This is a genomic window from Frigoribacterium sp. VKM Ac-1396, assembly GCF_015350895.1.
Lineage (GTDB): Bacteria > Actinomycetota > Actinomycetes > Actinomycetales > Microbacteriaceae > Frigoribacterium.
Genome location: NZ_JADKSD010000003.1, coordinates 90,613 through 106,681, shown reverse-complemented (window position 1 = coordinate 106,681; position 16,069 = coordinate 90,613). Strand labels below are relative to the sequence as shown.

12 protein-coding genes are annotated in these 16,069 nt (G+C 74.0%); 6 read left to right on the top strand and 6 right to left on the bottom strand.

Features of this window, described 5'->3' with window-relative positions; genetic code table 11:
• Positions 1 to 12 precede the first annotated feature (12 nt).
• Positions 13 to 609, bottom strand: a complete 597-nt coding sequence (locus ITJ55_RS12740; RefSeq protein WP_228498515.1) for a MarR family winged helix-turn-helix transcriptional regulator — start codon at positions 607 to 609, stop codon at positions 13 to 15.
• A 103-nt stretch (positions 610 to 712) separates the two neighbouring features.
• On the opposite strand from ITJ55_RS12740, the gene ITJ55_RS12735 reads away from it, so the two are divergent.
• From ITJ55_RS12735 to ITJ55_RS12715, 5 genes are all read left to right on the top strand, one after another.
• A complete protein-coding gene (locus tag ITJ55_RS12735) occupies positions 713 to 2,101 on the top strand; it encodes a glycosyltransferase 87 family protein (RefSeq protein ID WP_194595746.1) in 1,389 nt (462 codons plus the stop codon).
• A gap of 87 nt (positions 2,102 to 2,188) precedes the next feature.
• A complete protein-coding gene (locus tag ITJ55_RS12730; RefSeq protein WP_194595745.1) occupies positions 2,189 to 2,599 on the top strand; it encodes a YtxH domain-containing protein in 411 nt (136 codons plus the stop codon).
• Complete coding sequence (locus tag ITJ55_RS12725) at positions 2,592 to 3,020, top strand: phage holin family protein (RefSeq protein WP_194595744.1); 429 nt, start codon at positions 2,592 to 2,594, stop codon at positions 3,018 to 3,020. Before ITJ55_RS12730 ends, ITJ55_RS12725 begins: the two co-directional genes overlap by 8 nt.
• Positions 3,001 to 3,393, top strand: coding sequence for a DUF3618 domain-containing protein (locus ITJ55_RS12720; protein ID WP_194595743.1), 393 nt, complete (start codon positions 3,001 to 3,003; stop codon positions 3,391 to 3,393). Before ITJ55_RS12725 ends, ITJ55_RS12720 begins: the two co-directional genes overlap by 20 nt.
• 3 nt (positions 3,394 to 3,396) lie before the next feature.
• Positions 3,397 to 4,539 (top strand): YihY/virulence factor BrkB family protein, encoded by a 1,143-nt coding sequence (locus ITJ55_RS12715; RefSeq protein ID WP_194595742.1) that lies wholly within the window; start codon positions 3,397 to 3,399, stop codon positions 4,537 to 4,539.
• 108 nt (positions 4,540 to 4,647) lie between these two features.
• On the opposite strand, the gene ITJ55_RS12710 is transcribed toward ITJ55_RS12715, so the two are convergent.
• From ITJ55_RS12710 to acs, 3 genes are all read right to left on the bottom strand, one after another.
• The gene (locus tag ITJ55_RS12710) at positions 4,648 to 5,445 is read right to left on the bottom strand and encodes an isocitrate lyase/phosphoenolpyruvate mutase family protein (protein WP_194595741.1); all 798 of its coding nucleotides are present in this window, start codon (positions 5,443 to 5,445) and stop codon (positions 4,648 to 4,650) included.
• A 120-nt stretch (positions 5,446 to 5,565) separates the two neighbouring features.
• A complete protein-coding gene (locus ITJ55_RS12705; RefSeq protein ID WP_194595740.1) occupies positions 5,566 to 7,476 on the bottom strand; it encodes a nucleoside-diphosphate sugar epimerase/dehydratase in 1,911 nt (636 codons plus the stop codon).
• Between the two features lie 95 nt (positions 7,477 to 7,571).
• On the bottom strand, positions 7,572 to 9,632 hold the full coding sequence (gene acs, locus ITJ55_RS12700; protein ID WP_194595739.1) for an acetate--CoA ligase: 2,061 nt from the start codon (positions 9,630 to 9,632) through the stop codon (positions 7,572 to 7,574).
• 175 nt (positions 9,633 to 9,807) lie between these two features.
• On the opposite strand from acs, the gene ITJ55_RS12695 reads away from it, so the two are divergent.
• The gene (locus ITJ55_RS12695; RefSeq protein WP_194595738.1) at positions 9,808 to 12,390 is read left to right on the top strand and encodes a S8 family serine peptidase; all 2,583 of its coding nucleotides are present in this window, start codon (positions 9,808 to 9,810) and stop codon (positions 12,388 to 12,390) included.
• A gap of 84 nt (positions 12,391 to 12,474) precedes the next feature.
• Here the strand turns inward: ITJ55_RS12695 and ITJ55_RS12690 are convergent, their stop codons facing one another.
• Both ITJ55_RS12690 and ITJ55_RS12685 read right to left on the bottom strand, forming a co-directional pair.
• Positions 12,475 to 15,369, bottom strand: a complete 2,895-nt coding sequence (locus ITJ55_RS12690) for an FtsX-like permease family protein (protein ID WP_194595737.1) — start codon at positions 15,367 to 15,369, stop codon at positions 12,475 to 12,477.
• Positions 15,366 to 16,067 (bottom strand): ABC transporter ATP-binding protein, encoded by a 702-nt coding sequence (locus ITJ55_RS12685; RefSeq protein WP_194596039.1) that lies wholly within the window; start codon positions 16,065 to 16,067, stop codon positions 15,366 to 15,368. The genes ITJ55_RS12690 and ITJ55_RS12685 overlap by 4 nt, the downstream gene beginning before the upstream one ends.
• Positions 16,068 to 16,069: the final 2 nt, after the last annotated feature.

The window sequence follows — 16,069 nt, the reverse complement described above, 5'->3', positions numbered from 1 at the left end:
CGGCACCGGGCGTCAGGGACGCCAACCGAGGTTGAGCGCCGCCGTGCGGAGGAACCTCACGGTGGTCGCGTAGGCGCCCGGCTCGGCACCCTGCACGGCCTCGTCGCGGATGCCCTCGACGACGTCGACCAGCTTGCGGTGGGCGAGGCCGCCCCGCTCGGTCAGGGCGTAGCGCCCGTCTCCGACGCCGTCGGTCGCGAGGCTCACCCACCCGCTCTCGACGAGCTCGGACAGGTGGTCGGCGCTCGACTCGCCCGACGCCGGGTCGAGGAAGGGAGCGACGGCCGCGTCGAGGGTGGCCCGCGTCGCCGGGCCGCGTTCGAGCAGGTTGAGCAACTGCCACTGCCGACGGGTCACGCCGTGCTCGTCGAGCACCTCGTCGAACCGACGGTCGACGAGCCCGTCGACGAGCTTCAGCCAGAAGCCGATCGGCCGGCCCCGGTCGATAGCCAGATCGTCGTCGACGCTGCCGAGGTCGACGCCGCCCTGGTCGCCGGGCGCCTCGCGGGCAGCCTGCACCCCGCCTCGCTCGTCTGCCACGAACGGCACACCCGTGTCATCGGTCGGCGGGGTGACCTCGCCCCCGTCTGCGGAACGTCGTCGGTCCATGGTCGGCACCGTACACCGCCCCGGCCTCCGCCTCGAGAGGGATCTTCCGTCGGATTCATCTGCCGTCAAGACAAACGAAAGCCCGCGGCCCTACATTCGTGACGTGACCACCTCGAGCGCCGTCGCGCCTGCGCCCCTCCCGACGCGGCTGCGTCGAACCTGGGCGCGGGTGCAGGCCCACCCGCGTGGCCTGCTCTACGGCTTCGCCTCGGTGCACGCGGCGGTCTTCCTCGCCCTGACCCCCCTGATGATCGGCGGCGGCGTCAGCGGAGACCTGCCCCTGTACCGGCTCTGGGCGACCGAGGCGCTGAGCGAGGGCGTCTGGCCGGTGCTCGACTTCTCGTGGGTCTACCCGGCCGGCGCCATCGTGCCGGTGGTGCTGCCGAACGTCTTCGGTGAGCAGCACTACCAGTTCGTCTGGCTCGCCCTCTTGACCGCCCTCGACGCCTTCGCGCTGTGGCTGCTGACCGACCGCGGTCGTCGCGTGGTCGACAACCGCGCCGCGTGGTGGTGGCTGCTCGTGACGCTCGTGCTCAGCCCCGTCGCGTTCTTGCGGCTCGAGGGCTTCAGCGCGCCCCTGGTCGTCGCCGCCCTCGTGCTGCTGTCGACGCGTCCGCGCGTGGCCGGGCTGCTGTTGGCCACGGCCACCTGGATCAAGGTCTGGCCGGCTGCGGTGATCGCCGCGGTCGTCGTCGGGTCGAGGCACCGGGCCGTCGTCCTGCGGGCCGGCGTGCTCGTGACGATGGTCGTGGTCTCGTGCGTGCTGCTCGGCCGGGGCGTCGACGACATCACGAGCTTCGTCTCGATGCAGTCGGGCAGGGCCCTGCAGCTCGAGTCGACCCTCGCGACGCCCTGGCTCTGGATGGCCATGCTGCGCGTGCCCGGCGCCTCGATCTACCAGAACGTGGCCCTCGCCACGCGCGAGGTCATGGGGCCCGGCGACACCTGGATGATCAACGACAGCACCCAGGTCATGCTCGCCGTGCTCGTGCTGCTGGCCGGCGTGCTGGCGGTGGCGACCTTCGGCCTCCCGCGGTGGGGAGAGACGAGGAGGCGCGGGTCGGGTCGGTCGGCCGCGACCGTCGGCCTCGCCCCGGCCCCCGCTCGCGGCGACGAGTTCGGCACGGTGCTGCTCGGCGCCCTGACCCTCACCCTCGCCTTCGTCGTCTTCAACAAGGTGGGCTCGCCGCAGTACCTGCTCTGGATCGTCCCGATCGTCGCCGTCGGGTACGCGTCCCGGCCCGAGGCGTTCCGCACGCCGGCCGTGCTGACGGCCTGGGCCGCGGGGCTCACGACCCTGGTCTTCCCGATCCTCTACCGGCCCCTGATCGAGCTGAACCCCGTGGCCGTGATCGTCCTCGGCGCCCGCAACGCCCTGCTCGTGGCGCTGTTCGGCTGGTGCACGGTGCGTCTGGTGCGGCTGGCGGTCGAGACGGTGCGCGAGGGCGCGGTCGAGGTGCGCGTCCCCGCCGTGGTGACCCGCGCCTCCTGACCCCGCACGGTGGCCCAATCTGGGCCGCGCGGGCCGGGTCGTGCCACCGTGGGAGGCCTACCTGCCACCACGAACCAAGGAGCACTCATGAAAGGCAAGATCCTCTTCGTCGCAGGAGCGGCCGTCGGGTACGTCCTCGGAGCCCGCGCGGGGCGCGGCGCCTACGTCAAGATCAAAGGCCAGGCCGAGAGCCTGTGGGAGAACCCGACCGTGCAGAAGGGCGTCCACCAGGCCGAGGGCTTCGTGAAGGAGAACGCTCCCGTCGTCGCCAAGAAGGCCCAGGACGTCGCGAACGACGCCGCCCACGCGGTCGGCGCCAAGGCGAAGTCCGTCTCGGGCAAGGGCTCGGACGCCACCGACAAGGCCGCCGCCAAGGCGACCGACGCGGCCCGCAAGGCCGCCGACAAGGTGAACGAGAAGGCCGACGACGTCAAGAAGCAGACCGCCGGCACCAGCCCCGACGACGACAAGCTGCCGGGGGTGACGGTCGGTGAGTGACCTGAAGGCACCCGAACAGAGCACCAAACGTTCTCTCGGCTCGCTGATCGGCAGCCTGCCCGAACTCATCTCGCGCCTGATCCGGGGCGAGATCGCGCTCGCCAAGACCGAGCTCGCGACCAAGGCCAAAGAGGCCGGGGTGGGTGTCGGGCTGTTGGTCGGTGCCGCCCTGTTCGGTTTCTTCTTGCTCGCCGTGCTCATCACGGCCGGTGTGCTCGGTCTGGCGACGGTCGTCGCACCGTGGCTCGCGGCGCTCATCGTCGCGGCGGTGTTGCTCGTGATCACCGCCGTGCTGGCCCTGCTGGGCGTCAAGGCGTTGAAGAAGGGCGTGCCGCCGACCCCCGAGAAGGCGGTCGCCAGCGTGAAGGCCGACGTCAGCGCGTTGAAGGGGCAGGGCAGCTATGACTCCGAGAAGCACTGACGACGGTCGTTCGTCGAAGGCCGACGAGCCGGACCCCCGCGATGAGCTCGCCCGGGCCAGGGCCGAGGAGGCGCGGGGCGACTCCGCCGACGACGTCTCGCCCGACAAGGACGCCGAGAACGCCACCGGGCCCCGCGCGGGTGCCAGCATCCCCGAGATCGAACTCGACCTCGCCCGGACCCGCGAGGAGTTCGCCGCGACGCTCGACGCCATCGAGGACAAGCTGAGCGTCCCCGCCCACGCGCGACGGGTGAAGGCGAGCGTCAAGCGCCGCCTCGACACCGACCCGAAGCCCGTCATCGCGGCGGCTGCGGCCGGAGCCGTCGGCGTCGTCGCCCTCGTGGCCGGCATCGTCAAGTCGGTCAGGCGCTGAGTCGTGGCCCAGAAGAGCACCGAGCGCGAGCAGCAGGCGCCCGACGAGGACGACTCGCGCAAGCCGCAAGACCTGACCGACGTGTCGAAGCCCTCGTGGGGCTACGTGCTCGGCAAGACGCTGCGCGAGTTCACCCGTGACCAGTGCACCGACCTCGCCGCCGCGCTGACCTACTACGCGGTGCTCGCGATCTTCCCGGCGCTGCTGGCGATCGTGTCGTTGCTCGGCGTCGTGGGGCAGGGCAGGTCGACGGCCACGATGGTGCTCGACCTCGTCTCGCAGTTCGGCTCGGAAGACGTCGCGGCGCTGCTCCGCGACCCGATCATGCAATTGACGGCCTCGCCCGCCGCGGGCGTGGCCCTGGTCGTCGGTGTGCTCGGTGCCCTGTGGTCGGCATCCGGCTACGTCGGGGCGTTCGGCCGGGCCATGAACCGCGTCTACGGCATCGACGAGGGGCGTCCGATCTGGAAGCTGCGCCCGACGATGCTGGGCGTCACCGCCTTCACCGTCGTGCTCATCGTCGTCGCGGCGCTGATCCTCGTGATCAGCGGGCCCGTCGCCGAGACGGTCGGCGACCTCGTCGGCCTCGGCAGCACCGCGGTGTTCGTCTGGGACATCGCCAAACTGCCCGTCTTGGCGGTCATCGCCATCGTGATCGTCGCGGTGCTCTACTACTGGGCGCCCAACGTCAAGCAGCCGAAGTTCAAGTGGATGAGCCTCGGGTCGCTCGTGGCCCTGCTCATCTGGTTGATCGCGTCCGTCGGGTTCGCGTTCTACATCGCCAACTTCTCGAACTACAACAAGACCTACGGCTCGCTCGGTGCGGTCATCGTGTTCTTGCTGTGGCTCTGGATCACCAACAACGCCCTGCTGTTCGGGGCCGAGTTCGACGCCGAGCTCGAGCGTGGGCGCGAGCTGCAGGCCGGCCTCCGGGCCGAGCGCGACATCCTGTTGCCGCCCCGCGACACCGCCCAGAGCGAGAAGAAGGCCGCGGCCCTCGCCAAGGACGAGCTCGCCGGCATGCGCCTGCGGCAGGCCGCCGCGGCGACCATCGAACGCCGGGGCGACGAGGTGCCCGAGCCGGACGGCGAGGGCGGCTCCGAGCCGTCCGAGGCCGACCGCAAGAAGGGCGACCGCGACGACTAGGTGACGTCCCGGTACGACGCGACCCGCGCCTCCTCGGTTCTCACGAGCTGAGGAGGCGCGGGTCGTTTCTCGTGCCGCGGAACCGGTCACCGGCCCGCGCGCGGGCGTCTAGAAGGAGAAGCCGAGCTCGGCGGGGTACTCGCCGCGCGCGGTCAGGGTGGTCGCAGCGTCGCGGAGGTGCGACACCGTGAGGCCGAGCGTGCCGGGGCCGAAGCTGACGCGCGAGACGCCGAGCTCGGCGAGGCGGGCGAGCGGCACGGACGACGGGTTCGAGATGACGCTCACCTTGCCGTCGATGCGGTCGAGGGCGGCCTTGACCAGGTCGTCGGTGCCGAGACCGAGGACGAAGGCGCAGTCGGCGCCGGCGTCGAGGTAGGCGTTGGCGCGGGTGACCGCGTCGTCGAACGAGTCGGGGTCGCCGGCCAGCGCGTCGACGCGGGCGTTGATGACGATCGGCACCCCGGCACGGTCGCCGGCCTGGCGGGCGGCGGCGATTTTCGACACCTGGGTGTCGATGTCGTAGAGCGGGGCCTTGGCCCGGCCGATGCTGTCCTCGAGGTTGAGGCCGGCGGCGCCTTCCTCGATCAGGCGGAAGACGTTGTCGAGCGTGCCGGACGCGTCCGTCGCGTAGGCCTTCTCGAAGTCGACCGAGACCGGCAGGTCGACGGCACGGATCACGATGCGCGCGGCGGCGAGCATGTCGTCGACGTCGAGGCCCTCGCCGTCCTCGACGCCGTGCGCCTCGCTGATCGAGTGGGAGGCGGTGGCCAGGGCCCTGACGCCGGGTGCGCCGGCGACGGTGCGGGCCGTGATCGCGTCCCAGACGTTCGTCACGATCAGCGGGTCGCCGGGGACGTGCAGGGAGCGGAGGAGTTCGGCCTTCTCGGCCGTCGTGGAGATCGACATGCGGCCAGCCAAGCAGCCCCGGCCGGGTTGCACCAGTCGGCGACCCGGTGTCTCACGGATGTGTGACGCGCCGCCCGGTGGGGGGACGACGGCGCGGGGTGCCGGACGGAGTCCTGCGCGTCACACCGCGTCGAGGTGGTGCACCGGGGGCGTCGGGGGCTCGCCCGCCAACGATCGGACGTCGAGGGAGCAGGCGTCCATCGGGGGAACCGAGGCGTGCGAGATCAGGGGGTGCACGGGGCGGGCGTCGACCTCGTCGCTGCCGTTCAGTTCTTCGTGCAGCTTCTCGCCGGGTCGGAGGCCGGTGAAGACCACGTCGACGTCGCGGCCGGACAGGGCGATCAGCCGGTCGGCGATGTCGAGGACCTTGACGGGCTGGCCCATGTCGAGGATGAGTGCCTCGCCCGGGGCCCCGATCGCCCCGGCCTGGATGACGAGGTGGCACGCCTCGGGGATCGTCATGAAGTACCGGGTCGCATCGGGGTGCGTGACCGTCACGGGTCGACCCTGCGCGATCAGGTCGCGGAACAGCGGCACCATGCTGCCCCGACTGCCGAGCACGTTGCCGAACCGGACCGACAGGTAACGCCGACCGGTGGACTGGGCGACACCGGCGGTGAGCCTCTCGGCGAGCCGCTTCGACCGACCGAGGACGCTCGTGGGGTTGGCCGCCTTGTCGGTCGAGATGTTCACGAAGGTCTGCACGTCGACCGCCCGAGCGGCCTCGAGCACGTTCAGGGTGCCCATGACGTTCGTCTGCCACGCCTCGGCGGGGTACTGCTCGAGCAGGGGCAGGTGCTTCAGGGCCGCCGCGTGGAAGACCACCTCGGGTCGACGCGCTCGGAAGACCGCGGTGAGCGCCGTGGCGTCGCGGATGTCTGCGAGCACCACCTCGCGCGAGTCGAGCAGCCCGTGGCCGCTCAGGGTCACCTGGACCGACTGGAGCGCCGTCTCGTCTCGGTCGAGCATGATCAGCTCGGCGGGGGCGAAGCGTGACAACTGGCGGCAGAGCTCGCTGCCGATGGAGCCTCCGGCCCCCGTGACGAGGACGCGGCGGCCCCGCACGTAGTCGGCGACGGCCTCGACGTCGGTGTCGACGGCTCGTCGGCCGACAAGTTCTTCGGGCGAGACGTCGCGCAGGTCGACGGGTCGTGAACCGCGCAGCATCTCGTCGACCGACGGGGCGACCAGGACGCGGGCCCCGAGCCGTTCGGCTCGTGCGGTGACGTCACGGACGAACGTCGCGTCGGCCCGGGGGACGGCCAACACGACGGTCACGGCCCCGAACCGGCGGAGTGCGCCCGCGAGGGCGTCCCGCCCGCCGACGACCCGGAGCCCGGCCAGTCGGGTGCTGCGTCGGGCGGGGTCGTCGTCGAGGAGGGCGACGGGGCGGTAGGTGCTGTCGGGGTCGCTGAGCATCTGCCGGACCAGGTGCTGGCCGAGGGCGCCGGCCCCGTACACGATCGTCGGCGTGGCGTCATCGCCCGGACGCAGGCGGCGCTCGGCCCGGCTGCGGAGCAGGTTGCGGGTCGCGGACATGGCGAGTGCGGCGACCGGGAACGCGACGACGGTCAGGGCGGTGGGCCAGTCGACGGCGCCGGGGAGGAGCCCGCGCGCCGTCAGCGGGACCATGCTGCCCAGCACGCCGACGACGAGCGCACCGGCGACCAGGCGGCGTGCCTCGGGCAGGCTGCCGGATGGGAAGGACGAGCGGTAGACGCCGGCGACGCCACCCACCGCGACCTGGAGCAGGGCGGCGGTCACGGACGCCGCGACGACCGAGGCCCAGGTCTCGGCGGTCGCGATCTCGAGCAACCCGGCCGTGGCGATCACTGCCACGAACCAGGCGACGGCGTCGGCTGCGGGCAACAGGTGGCGGACCGAGGAGCGGCCCGCGTCCTCGGCTCGGGTCGAGGCCGCCCCGGCGTCGTCCGTGGCGGCGCCAGGCGACCCCCGGTCGGCCCCGTCGGCCCCGTCGGGCCCGTCGGGCGCACCAGGAGGCGGGGAAGGGACGGAGACGGGTTCGGGCATGGTCACCTCGTGGCAGCTGGATGGGCGGTTGCTGACGAGAGACTAACATTCTGTACTTCACGTGGCAAGGGAAGCATGTCACCACGGGGTGGTGGTCACGCCGTCGAGCGGGCCACCGCCTCGCGGACGGCCGCCACCCGACCGGGCACCGTCTCGTCTTGCAGGCTCGTCGTGTCGCCGAGCGGACGACCGTCGACGATGTCGACCAGCAGGCGACGCATGATCTTGCCCGAGCGCGTCTTCGGCAGGTCGGGCACGACCAGCACGGTGGCCGGCTTGGCGATCGGGCCGATCTGGTCGGCGACGTGGGCTCGCAGCGTGGGCGAGAGCGCCCCCGAGAGCGGAGCCCACACCGACGGCTCGGCGGCGTCGCCGGCGTCTCGCACCGCGCCTCCTTCGGGCCGGGTGGCGGGGACCACGAACGCGGCGATCGCCTGACCGGTGCGGTCGTCGGTGACGCCGACCACGGCCGCCTCGGCGACGGCCGGGTGCGAGACGAGCGACGACTCGATCTCGATGGTCGAGAGCCGGTGCCCCGACACGTTGATGACGTCGTCGACGCGACCCAGCACCCAGATGTCGCCGTCGGCGTCGTACTTCGCCCCGTCGCCGGAGAAGAACCAGCCCTGCCGCCAGTAGGTCGCCCAGTAGCTGTCGCGGTACCGCTCAGGGTCGCCCCAGACCGTGCGGGCGAGGGCCGGGCCGGTCTGCTGCACGACGAGGTACCCGCCGCTGCCGTTCGGCACGCGTTCGCCCGCGTCGTCGACCACGGCGGTCGACAGGCCGGGCAGGGCACGGAGGGACGAACCCGGTTTGAGGGTGTCGGCACCGGGCAGCGGAGCCATGACGGCTGCCCCGGTCTCGGACTGCCACCAGGTGTCGACGATCGGGCACTCGCCGCGGCCGAACTGCTCGCGGAACCACACCCAGGCCTCGGGGTTGATCGCCTCGCCGACGGTGCCGAGCAGGCGCAGCGACGACAGGTCGAAGGCGTCGGGCAGCCCCTCGGGGAACCACGACGAGAGCGTGCGCACCAGCGTGGGCGCCGTGTAGTAGGTCGTCACGCCGTAGCGCTCGATGATCTCGAGGTGGCGGGCGGGGTGCGGGGTGTCGGGTGTGCCCTCGTAGATCACCTGCGTCAGGCCGTTCGACAGCGGGCCGTAGATCTCGTACGTGTGGGCGGTGACCCACGCCAGGTCGGCGGTGCACCAGTGGACGTCGTCGGGCTGGGCGTCGAAGACGGCCCAGTGGGTCCAGTTCGCCTGGGTGAGGTAGCCGCCGCTCGTGTGCACGAGCCCCTTGGGCCTGCCCGTGGTGCCGCTCGTGTACATGATGAACAGCGGCGTCTCGGCACCGAAGTACTCGGGTTCGTCGCTGTCGGGCTGCGGGTCGACGACGTCGTGCCACCATAGGTCGCGGCCGGGCGTCCACGGCACATCGGGCGTCTGCTCGCCCGTGCGCCGCACGACGAGCACGTGCTCGATCTCGTTCTCGCCCGAGACCGCGTGGTCGGCGTTCGCCTTGACCGGTACGGCCGCTCCGCGGCGGAACTGCCCGTCGGTGGTGACGAGCAGCTTGGCGCGGGTGTCTTCCACCCGGAACTTCAGCGCCTCGCCCGAGAAGCCACCGAACACCAGTGAGTGGATCGCCCCGATCCGGGCGATCGCGAGCGTGACGACGATGGTCTCGGCGATGACGGGCAGGTAGACCACGACGCGATCGCCCTGACCGACGCCCAGGGAGCGAAGTCCGTTGGCGGCCTTGACCACCTCGCGCTGCAGCTGAGCGTAGGTGACGTCGCGCCGGTCGCCGGGCTCGCCCTCGACGTGCAGGGCGACCTTGTCGCCCCGGCCGGCCTCGACATGGCGGTCGACGCAGTTCACGGCGACGTTGAGCGTGCCGTCGGCGAACCAGGTCGCCTCGGGCACGGTGAGCTCGCCGTCGGGCCCCTCGGTGACCGGCTTCCAGGTGTGGGCGATCGTCCAGGGGGTGTGCCAGTCGAGTCGCTGCGAGGCCTCGGCCCAGAAGGCGACCGGGTCGGCGGCGGCCCGGGCGTGCTCGCCGGACGTCACGTTCGCCCGTTCGGCGAGGGCAGGAGGCGCGGCGAACGTCCGCCGCTCGTCGAGCAGGTTCGAGATGGTGTCGCTGGTGGCCATGCGCCCACGTTACGGGCGTGGCGGCCCGGCGTCGGGTGGCGAGGCAACGCTGCGTAACGACGGGCCCACTCGACGGCTGGGGAGGAGACGCGACCCCCGTCCACAGGCCGCGACTCCGTCCACAGGTCGGATGATCGTGACCCCGTCGTGACTCGGCGCCGCCTATCGTGGCCAGGTGACCAGCCCACGCCGACGCCCCTCCGCCCGCCGGTCGACCCGTGCCCTGGCGGGGGCCGTGCTGGCCGGGGTCCTCGTGCTCGCACCGGTCACGGCCTTCGCCGACGACGCCGTGCCACCCGCTCCGTCGACTCCCACGACCGAACTGTCCGCACCGGTGTCGAGTGCGGCTCCGGTCGCCACGTCACCCACGGCCCCGGCGTCCGACGCTCCGGCGTCCGCGGACAGGGCTGCCGCGGACACGGCGTCCGCTGCAGCCGCCGTCGGTGCCATGAACTACGTCGTGAACTCCGCACCCGGCGAGGTGACGACCGCGGCGGCCGCCGCGGCCGTGGTCGCGGCCGGGGGCACGGTCCTCGCGGCCTGGGCCGAGATCGGGGTGGTGACCGCCCGGTCGACCTCGGCCGATTTCGTCGCCACGCTCCGCGCCTCCTCGGCCGTCGAGTCGGCGGGTCCGACCCGCACGGCGGCCGTCCGGGCGGCCTCCGCCGCCGTCGCGACGGGCACCGCGACGGCGGCCGACCCGTCGTCCGGCGTGCAGTCCACCGGTCTGGTCGCGCAGGCCGACGACCAGGCCACGCAGGCAGCCGACGTCGCCGATCCCGCCGAGCAACGGCAGTGGAACGACCAGGCCGTGCACGCCGCCGAGGCCCGCGCCGTGCAGCCCGGCAGCCCGGACGTGCTGGTCGGCGTGCTCGACAGCGGCATCGACGCCATGCACCCCGACCTCGCCTCGCAGGTCGACCCGACGGCGTCGGTGGGCTGCAGCGTCGACGGCATCGCAGACACCGCCCCCGCCGCCTGGGCGCCGTCGCCCGGGGCGTCGACGAGCATCCGCGAGCACGGCACGCACGTCGCCGGCATCATCGCCGCGGCCGACGACGGTCGCGGCGTCGTCGGCGTCGCACCCGGCGTGCGCCTGGCGAGCGTCAAGGTCGTCGACGCCGACGGCTTCATCTACCCCGAGTACGCGATCTGCGGCTACATGTGGGCGGCGGAACAGCGCATGAACGTGACGAACGCCAGCTTCTTCGTCGACCCGTGGGCCGCCTGGTGCACGGGCGACGCCGACCAGGCCGCGGCCCTCGAAGCGGTCGGCCGGGCCGTCGCCTGGTCGCAGCACGAGGGCGTGCTCGACGTCGCCGCGGTCGGCAACGCCGCGACCGGGGCCGTCGCCGTCGACCTGGCCCACAAGACGACCGACTCGCGCAGCCCGAACGACTCGACTCCGATCACCGGGCGTGACGTGCGGGGCTGCGTCCAGCTGCCGGCCGAGGCCGAGGGCGTCGTCACGGTCTCGTCGGCCCAACAGGGGCTCGGCGGCGCGATCGAGAAGTCGCGCTTCTCGAACTACGGCGACGGCGTCGTCGACCTGACGGCCCCCGGGGCCGCGGTCGTCAGCACCGTCCCGGGCGGCGGGTACGCCGCGCTCAGCGGCACCTCGATGGCGGCCCCGCACGTCGCCGGGGTCGCGGCCCTGCTGGCCTCCGTGCACCGTGGTGCGACGCCGGCCGAACTGGCCGAGCTGCTCGACCGGCAGGCCGGTGGCCAGCTGCCCACCGAGTACTTCGGCGCCGGGCTCGTCGACGCCTTCGCGGCCGTGACCGAAGACCTCGGGCGGGGCCCGATCGTCGTCGCCCCCGACGGCACCCTGCAGGCCGGGGCCCCCGCCACGCTGCGCGGGGCCGGCTTCACGCCCGGCGAGACCGTCGAGGCGGCGTCCGCCGCGCTCGCCGAGGCGGCCCCCGCCGTCGCCGACGCCCGTGGGCGCGTGGAGCTGCCCGTCCGTCTCTCGCCGCAGACCCCGGTGGATCCTCTCTCGCTCGACGTGGTCGGCTCGTCGGGGGCGACCGCCGTCGTCGCCGTCGAGGTGCAGGAGGCGCTGGCCGGCCCGGTCGTCACGTCACCACTCGCAGGCGCCCGGTCGCCGTCGGGGCAGCCGCTGGTCGTCACCGGCACGGCCCTCGACTCGGCCCTCGTCACCGTCACGGTCGAGCCCGCGGTGGGGACGGCCCCGTCTTCGTCGGCCCCGTCTTCGTCCGCCCTGCCCTCGTCCGCCTCGTCCGCCCCCTCGTCGTCAGCGGCGGCGGCGAGCGGCACCATGTCCCTCACGGTCCGGGCCGAGCAGGACGGCTCGTACCGCGCCACGGTCGACGCCCTCGACGCGGGGGAGTGGCAGGTCTCGGCCGTCATGCGGACCGTGGACGACGTCGTCTCGGCGGCCGGGCTGGCCGTGCCCTTCGGCGTCGACCCGGCTCCGGCACCCGTCCCGGGCGACGGCGGGGGTGACGCCGACGGCGGCGACGGCGGCCCGCCCGTCGGCCCCGGCACGTCCCCGTCCGACCCGGCGGTCGCGCCGGTCGGCGGCGTCACGCCCGTCGCCGGGGACGCGGGTGACCAGGGTCGTGCGCTGCCTGCCTCGTCGGCCCGCGCCTCCTCGGAGTCGCTCGCCTGGACGGGCTCCGAGCCCCGGCCGGTCGCGCTCGCCGCACTGCTGATCGTCGCCCTGGGAGTCGTGGGTCTCGTCGCGGGACGCCGTCGCCCCCGCGCGGTCGCCGGCCGCCAGGTCGTCGAGCGCTAGGCCGTTGCGCGCCAGGCCGCCGCGCGCCACGTCGTCGGCCGCCAGGCCGCCAGGCCGCCAGGTCGCCGGGCTCGCGGAGGCCCGTCAGTCGAGCACGGGTCGCCGCACGAGCGACGCGGGGCGCCTGCTGGTGAGGGCGCTGCCGGCCGCGACCACGAGCGGCAGGACGACCACCACCACCGCCAGGGCCCACCACGGCGGTGCGAACGGCAGGTCGGCGGCCCAGACCATCGCCGCCGCGGGCACCAGGCCGAGCACGGTGCCGAGCGCCGCGCCGAGGCCCACCACGACCACGCCCTGCCAGAACGACATCGCGCGTCGCTGACGGTCGGTGCCGCCGACGGCCTGCATCGTGATCTGGTCGCTCAGCCCCTCGGCGCGGGCGAGCCCCAGGGCGACGGCGGCCGCGGCCGCCGACACCAGGGTGGCGGCGACGAGAGCGACGAGCAGCCCGAGGTCGAACGGCGAGCCGAGGGACGCGCTCTGCAGCGAGGCGCGCCCGTCGGTGGTGGCGGTCACGTCGGCGCCGACCCGCGTCAGCTCGTCGGTGGTCGGCTGCCGGTCGAGCGTCAGCACGAGGGCCTGCTGGTCGAGCCTGAACCCCGCGGCCCGTGCGGTCTCGACGCTCATCACGACGGCTCCGTCGGTGAACGAGGTCGGCCGCTGGACGACGCCCTCGACCGTCATCGACCGGGACGGGTCGGAGAGGTCGTGGCCCCGGGCGACCTCGTCCGGCGAGGCCAGCCCGATCGTCACCTGCCCGTCGACGACGAGCGAGGGGTCGAAGGCGACGACCCCGCCCGAGTCGAAGGCCGCCCGCGCCTCGGCACTCGGCTCCGCCCCGAGGGCCACCGCGAGGCCACGGTCGTCCGTCACGACGACGTTGTCGTACGACGACCCGCCGAGCGGGAAGGTGCAGGCGGGGTCGGCTCGGGTGACCCGTTCGATCTCGCGACCGGACAGGCCCCTCAGGCGACCGCCGGACGCGTCGCAGCGATCGGGCACGTGCACGACGGCCCACGGCGTGACGGCGTCGACCGGCACCGACGAACCGGTCGAGTCGAAGTCGCCCGGCACCGGCGTCAGCCAGGTCACCTCGGAGGTGACCGGCAGCTCGCGGGCCACCGCGGCGACGGCGGCCTCGTCGAGGCGGTCCGCCTCGGGTGACCCGGCGGGCACCCGCAGGTCGGCGGCGAGGTCGTAGGCGACGGCGACCGTGCCGTCGGGGAAGGGCACGTACGTCGAGCGGCTCGACTGCTGCGAGGCCGCCGTCGACATCGAGGCGCCGAACACGGCGACGAACACGGCGGTGGTCACGGCGGCGACGGCGGGTGCGGTGCGGGCCACGCCGTGGGTCGCGTCGCGCAGCGCCAGGCGCAGGGGCACGGGGGCGCGGGTCGACGATCGGCCGAGCGCGTGCAACACGGTCGGGACGAGCAGCAGCACGCCGACGAGGGCCGTGACCGCCGCGACCGCGAGCCCGGTGAAACCGGCCCACCACCAACCCGAGCCGACCGCGACCGAGGTGCCGTACGAGACCCAGCCGGCACCCAGGCAGGCGAGCACGCCGACGGCCGCGAGGGCGGCGGCGACGACCGGCCGCCGCAGTCGACGGGTGGACCCGGGCGATCGGGGTGTGCGCGTCGCGCCCGCCGTCGTGCCGCCCCGCAGCGAGGCCATCACGTCGACGCGGGCGGCACGGCGGGCGGGCACGACGGCCGCGACCCACGACACGAGCACGGCGAAGAGCCCGATGCCCGCGACGACGACGCCGGGCACGTGCACGCCCCAGAGGGAGAACGGCCCGAGGTCGGCCCCGGACCGGAGGGCGAGCGTCACGGCGGCGATGCCGAGGTCGACGCCGACCGCGAGGCCGGTCACGGCGGCGACGACGCCGACCCAGACCCCCTGCCGGGCGACGACGCGCGTGAGGGTGCGGTGGTCGGCGCCCACGGCCGCGAGCACCGCCAGGGTGCGTCGTTGCCGACGCGCGCCGACGCCGAAGGCGGCACCCGCGAGCAGGGCCACCTCCGCCCCGGCGAACACGGCGAAGACCAGGCCCAGGGCGGCGTAGGTGCCGGCGTTGCCGTCCACGCCGCTCATCAGGCCCGGGGTGCCGGGCGCGGGCGGGTCGGCGATCACGTCGCCCGACCAGGTGACGTAGCCCGCCCGGCCCAGGGCTCGCACCTCGGACCAGTCGACGCCCTGCCCGACCAGGTACTGCTCGGTGAAGGGGTCGTTCGGGTCGGGGGCCCCGGCCGGAGGGGGCGAGAGCGCCTCGGACGCGAACACCTGCTGGTCGAGGCCGTCGCGTTGCGAGAGCACGCCGACGACGCGGACTTCGACGTCTCGGGGCCCGTCGGCGCCGACGAGGCGGTGCAGCGTCGTCGTCGAGCCGACGGTCAGGTCGGCGTCGCGGGCGAGGCTCGGCGTGACGAGCGCCTCGTCGGCCTGCTCGGGGGCACGGCCCCGCACGAGTCGGTAGCGACCCTCGAAGGCCGGGTCGGTGACGGGGCCGAGGACGACGCTCGCCGGCGTGGTGCCGACCCTCGTGTAGATCGTGCGCAGCGTGAGGACGCGGTCGACGCCGGGCACGACCTCGTCGGCCGGCCGCCAGGTGACGGGGTCGCCCTGGGCCTGGCTCGTCGTGTCGGGCGACTGACGGGTCTCGGCACCCGTCCACTGCACCCGCGCCGCCGTCTGCCCGAGGGTCGACTCGATCTCTTGCGCGGTGGTCGGCTGCGCGCTGGCGACCAGCACGGCCGCGCCCGACGCGCCCGCGACCGGCAGGGCGATCAAGAGCACGACCATCACGTACTGCCGCAGGCGCTTGAGCACCTGCCGCCGGGCGACGAGGTCGACGGCGGACGAGGAGGCGCGGCCTGCGCGACGGCGGCCGTCACCCTCGGGCGCCGTGGCCCGCGCCTGCCGCGGCGGTCGGCCGTGACCGGGGCGCGACCCCTCGTCGCCCGTCGTCACCGCGCCTCCGGAGCCAGCAGCGACTCGGGGCCGCGCGGGGCGGACTCGTCGACGAGGCGCCCGTCGCGGAGGAACACGATGCGGTCGGCCCACGCCGCGTGGCGGGCGTCGTGCGTCACGAGCAGCCCGGCGGCCCCCGCGTCGACGCGCTCGCGCAGCAGGGCCATGACCTCGTCGCCGGTGGTGCTGTCGAGGGCGCCGGTCGGCTCGTCGGCGAGGACGAGGCGTCGGCTGCCGACGAGCGCCCGGGCGATCGCCACGCGCTGCTGCTCGCCGCCGGACAGTTCGGCGGGGAACGCCCGACCCCGGCCGGCGAGCCCCAGGCCGGCGAGGGCGTCGTCGGCGGCGCGGCGGGCGGCCCGCGCACCGATGCCGTCGAGTTCGAGCGGCAGGGCCACGTTCTCGGCCGCGGTCAGGGTCGACACGAGGTTGAACTGCTGGAACACGAAGCCCACCGAGCGTCGACGCACCCGCGCCACCTCGGCCGGGCTCAGGTCGGCCAGCCAGGTGCCGTCGACCTGCACGTGGCCCGCGGTCGGCGTGGTCAGGCCCCCGGCGATGGCCAGCAGGGTCGACTTGCCCGACCCCGAGGCACCCATCACGGCGACGAGCTCGCCCTCGTGCACGGTCAGGCTGACGCCGTCGAGGGCGGTGCGGGCGAGGTCGCCGGTGCCGTGCTCGTGCCGGACGGCGAGCATCG

Bases quoted from the DNA above. Each gene is read 5' to 3' on its own strand.
- ITJ55_RS12730 (WP_194595745.1), top strand. From the start codon at position 2,189: ATGAAAGGCAAGATCCTCTTCGTCGCAGGAGCGGCCGTCGGGTACGTC.
- acs (WP_194595739.1), bottom strand. From the start codon at position 9,632: ATGGCCACCAGCGACACCATCTCGAACCTGCTCGACGAGCGGCGGACG.
- ITJ55_RS12685 (WP_194596039.1), bottom strand. From the start codon at position 16,067: ATGCTCGCCGTCCGGCACGAGCACGGCACCGGCGACCTCGCCCGCACC.
- ITJ55_RS12720 (WP_194595743.1), top strand. From the start codon at position 3,001: ATGACTCCGAGAAGCACTGACGACGGTCGTTCGTCGAAGGCCGACGAG.
- ITJ55_RS12705 (WP_194595740.1), bottom strand. From the start codon at position 7,476: ATGCCCGAACCCGTCTCCGTCCCTTCCCCGCCTCCTGGTGCGCCCGAC.
- ITJ55_RS12710 (WP_194595741.1), bottom strand. From the start codon at position 5,445: ATGTCGATCTCCACGACGGCCGAGAAGGCCGAACTCCTCCGCTCCCTG.
- ITJ55_RS12740 (WP_228498515.1), bottom strand. From the start codon at position 609: ATGGACCGACGACGTTCCGCAGACGGGGGCGAGGTCACCCCGCCGACC.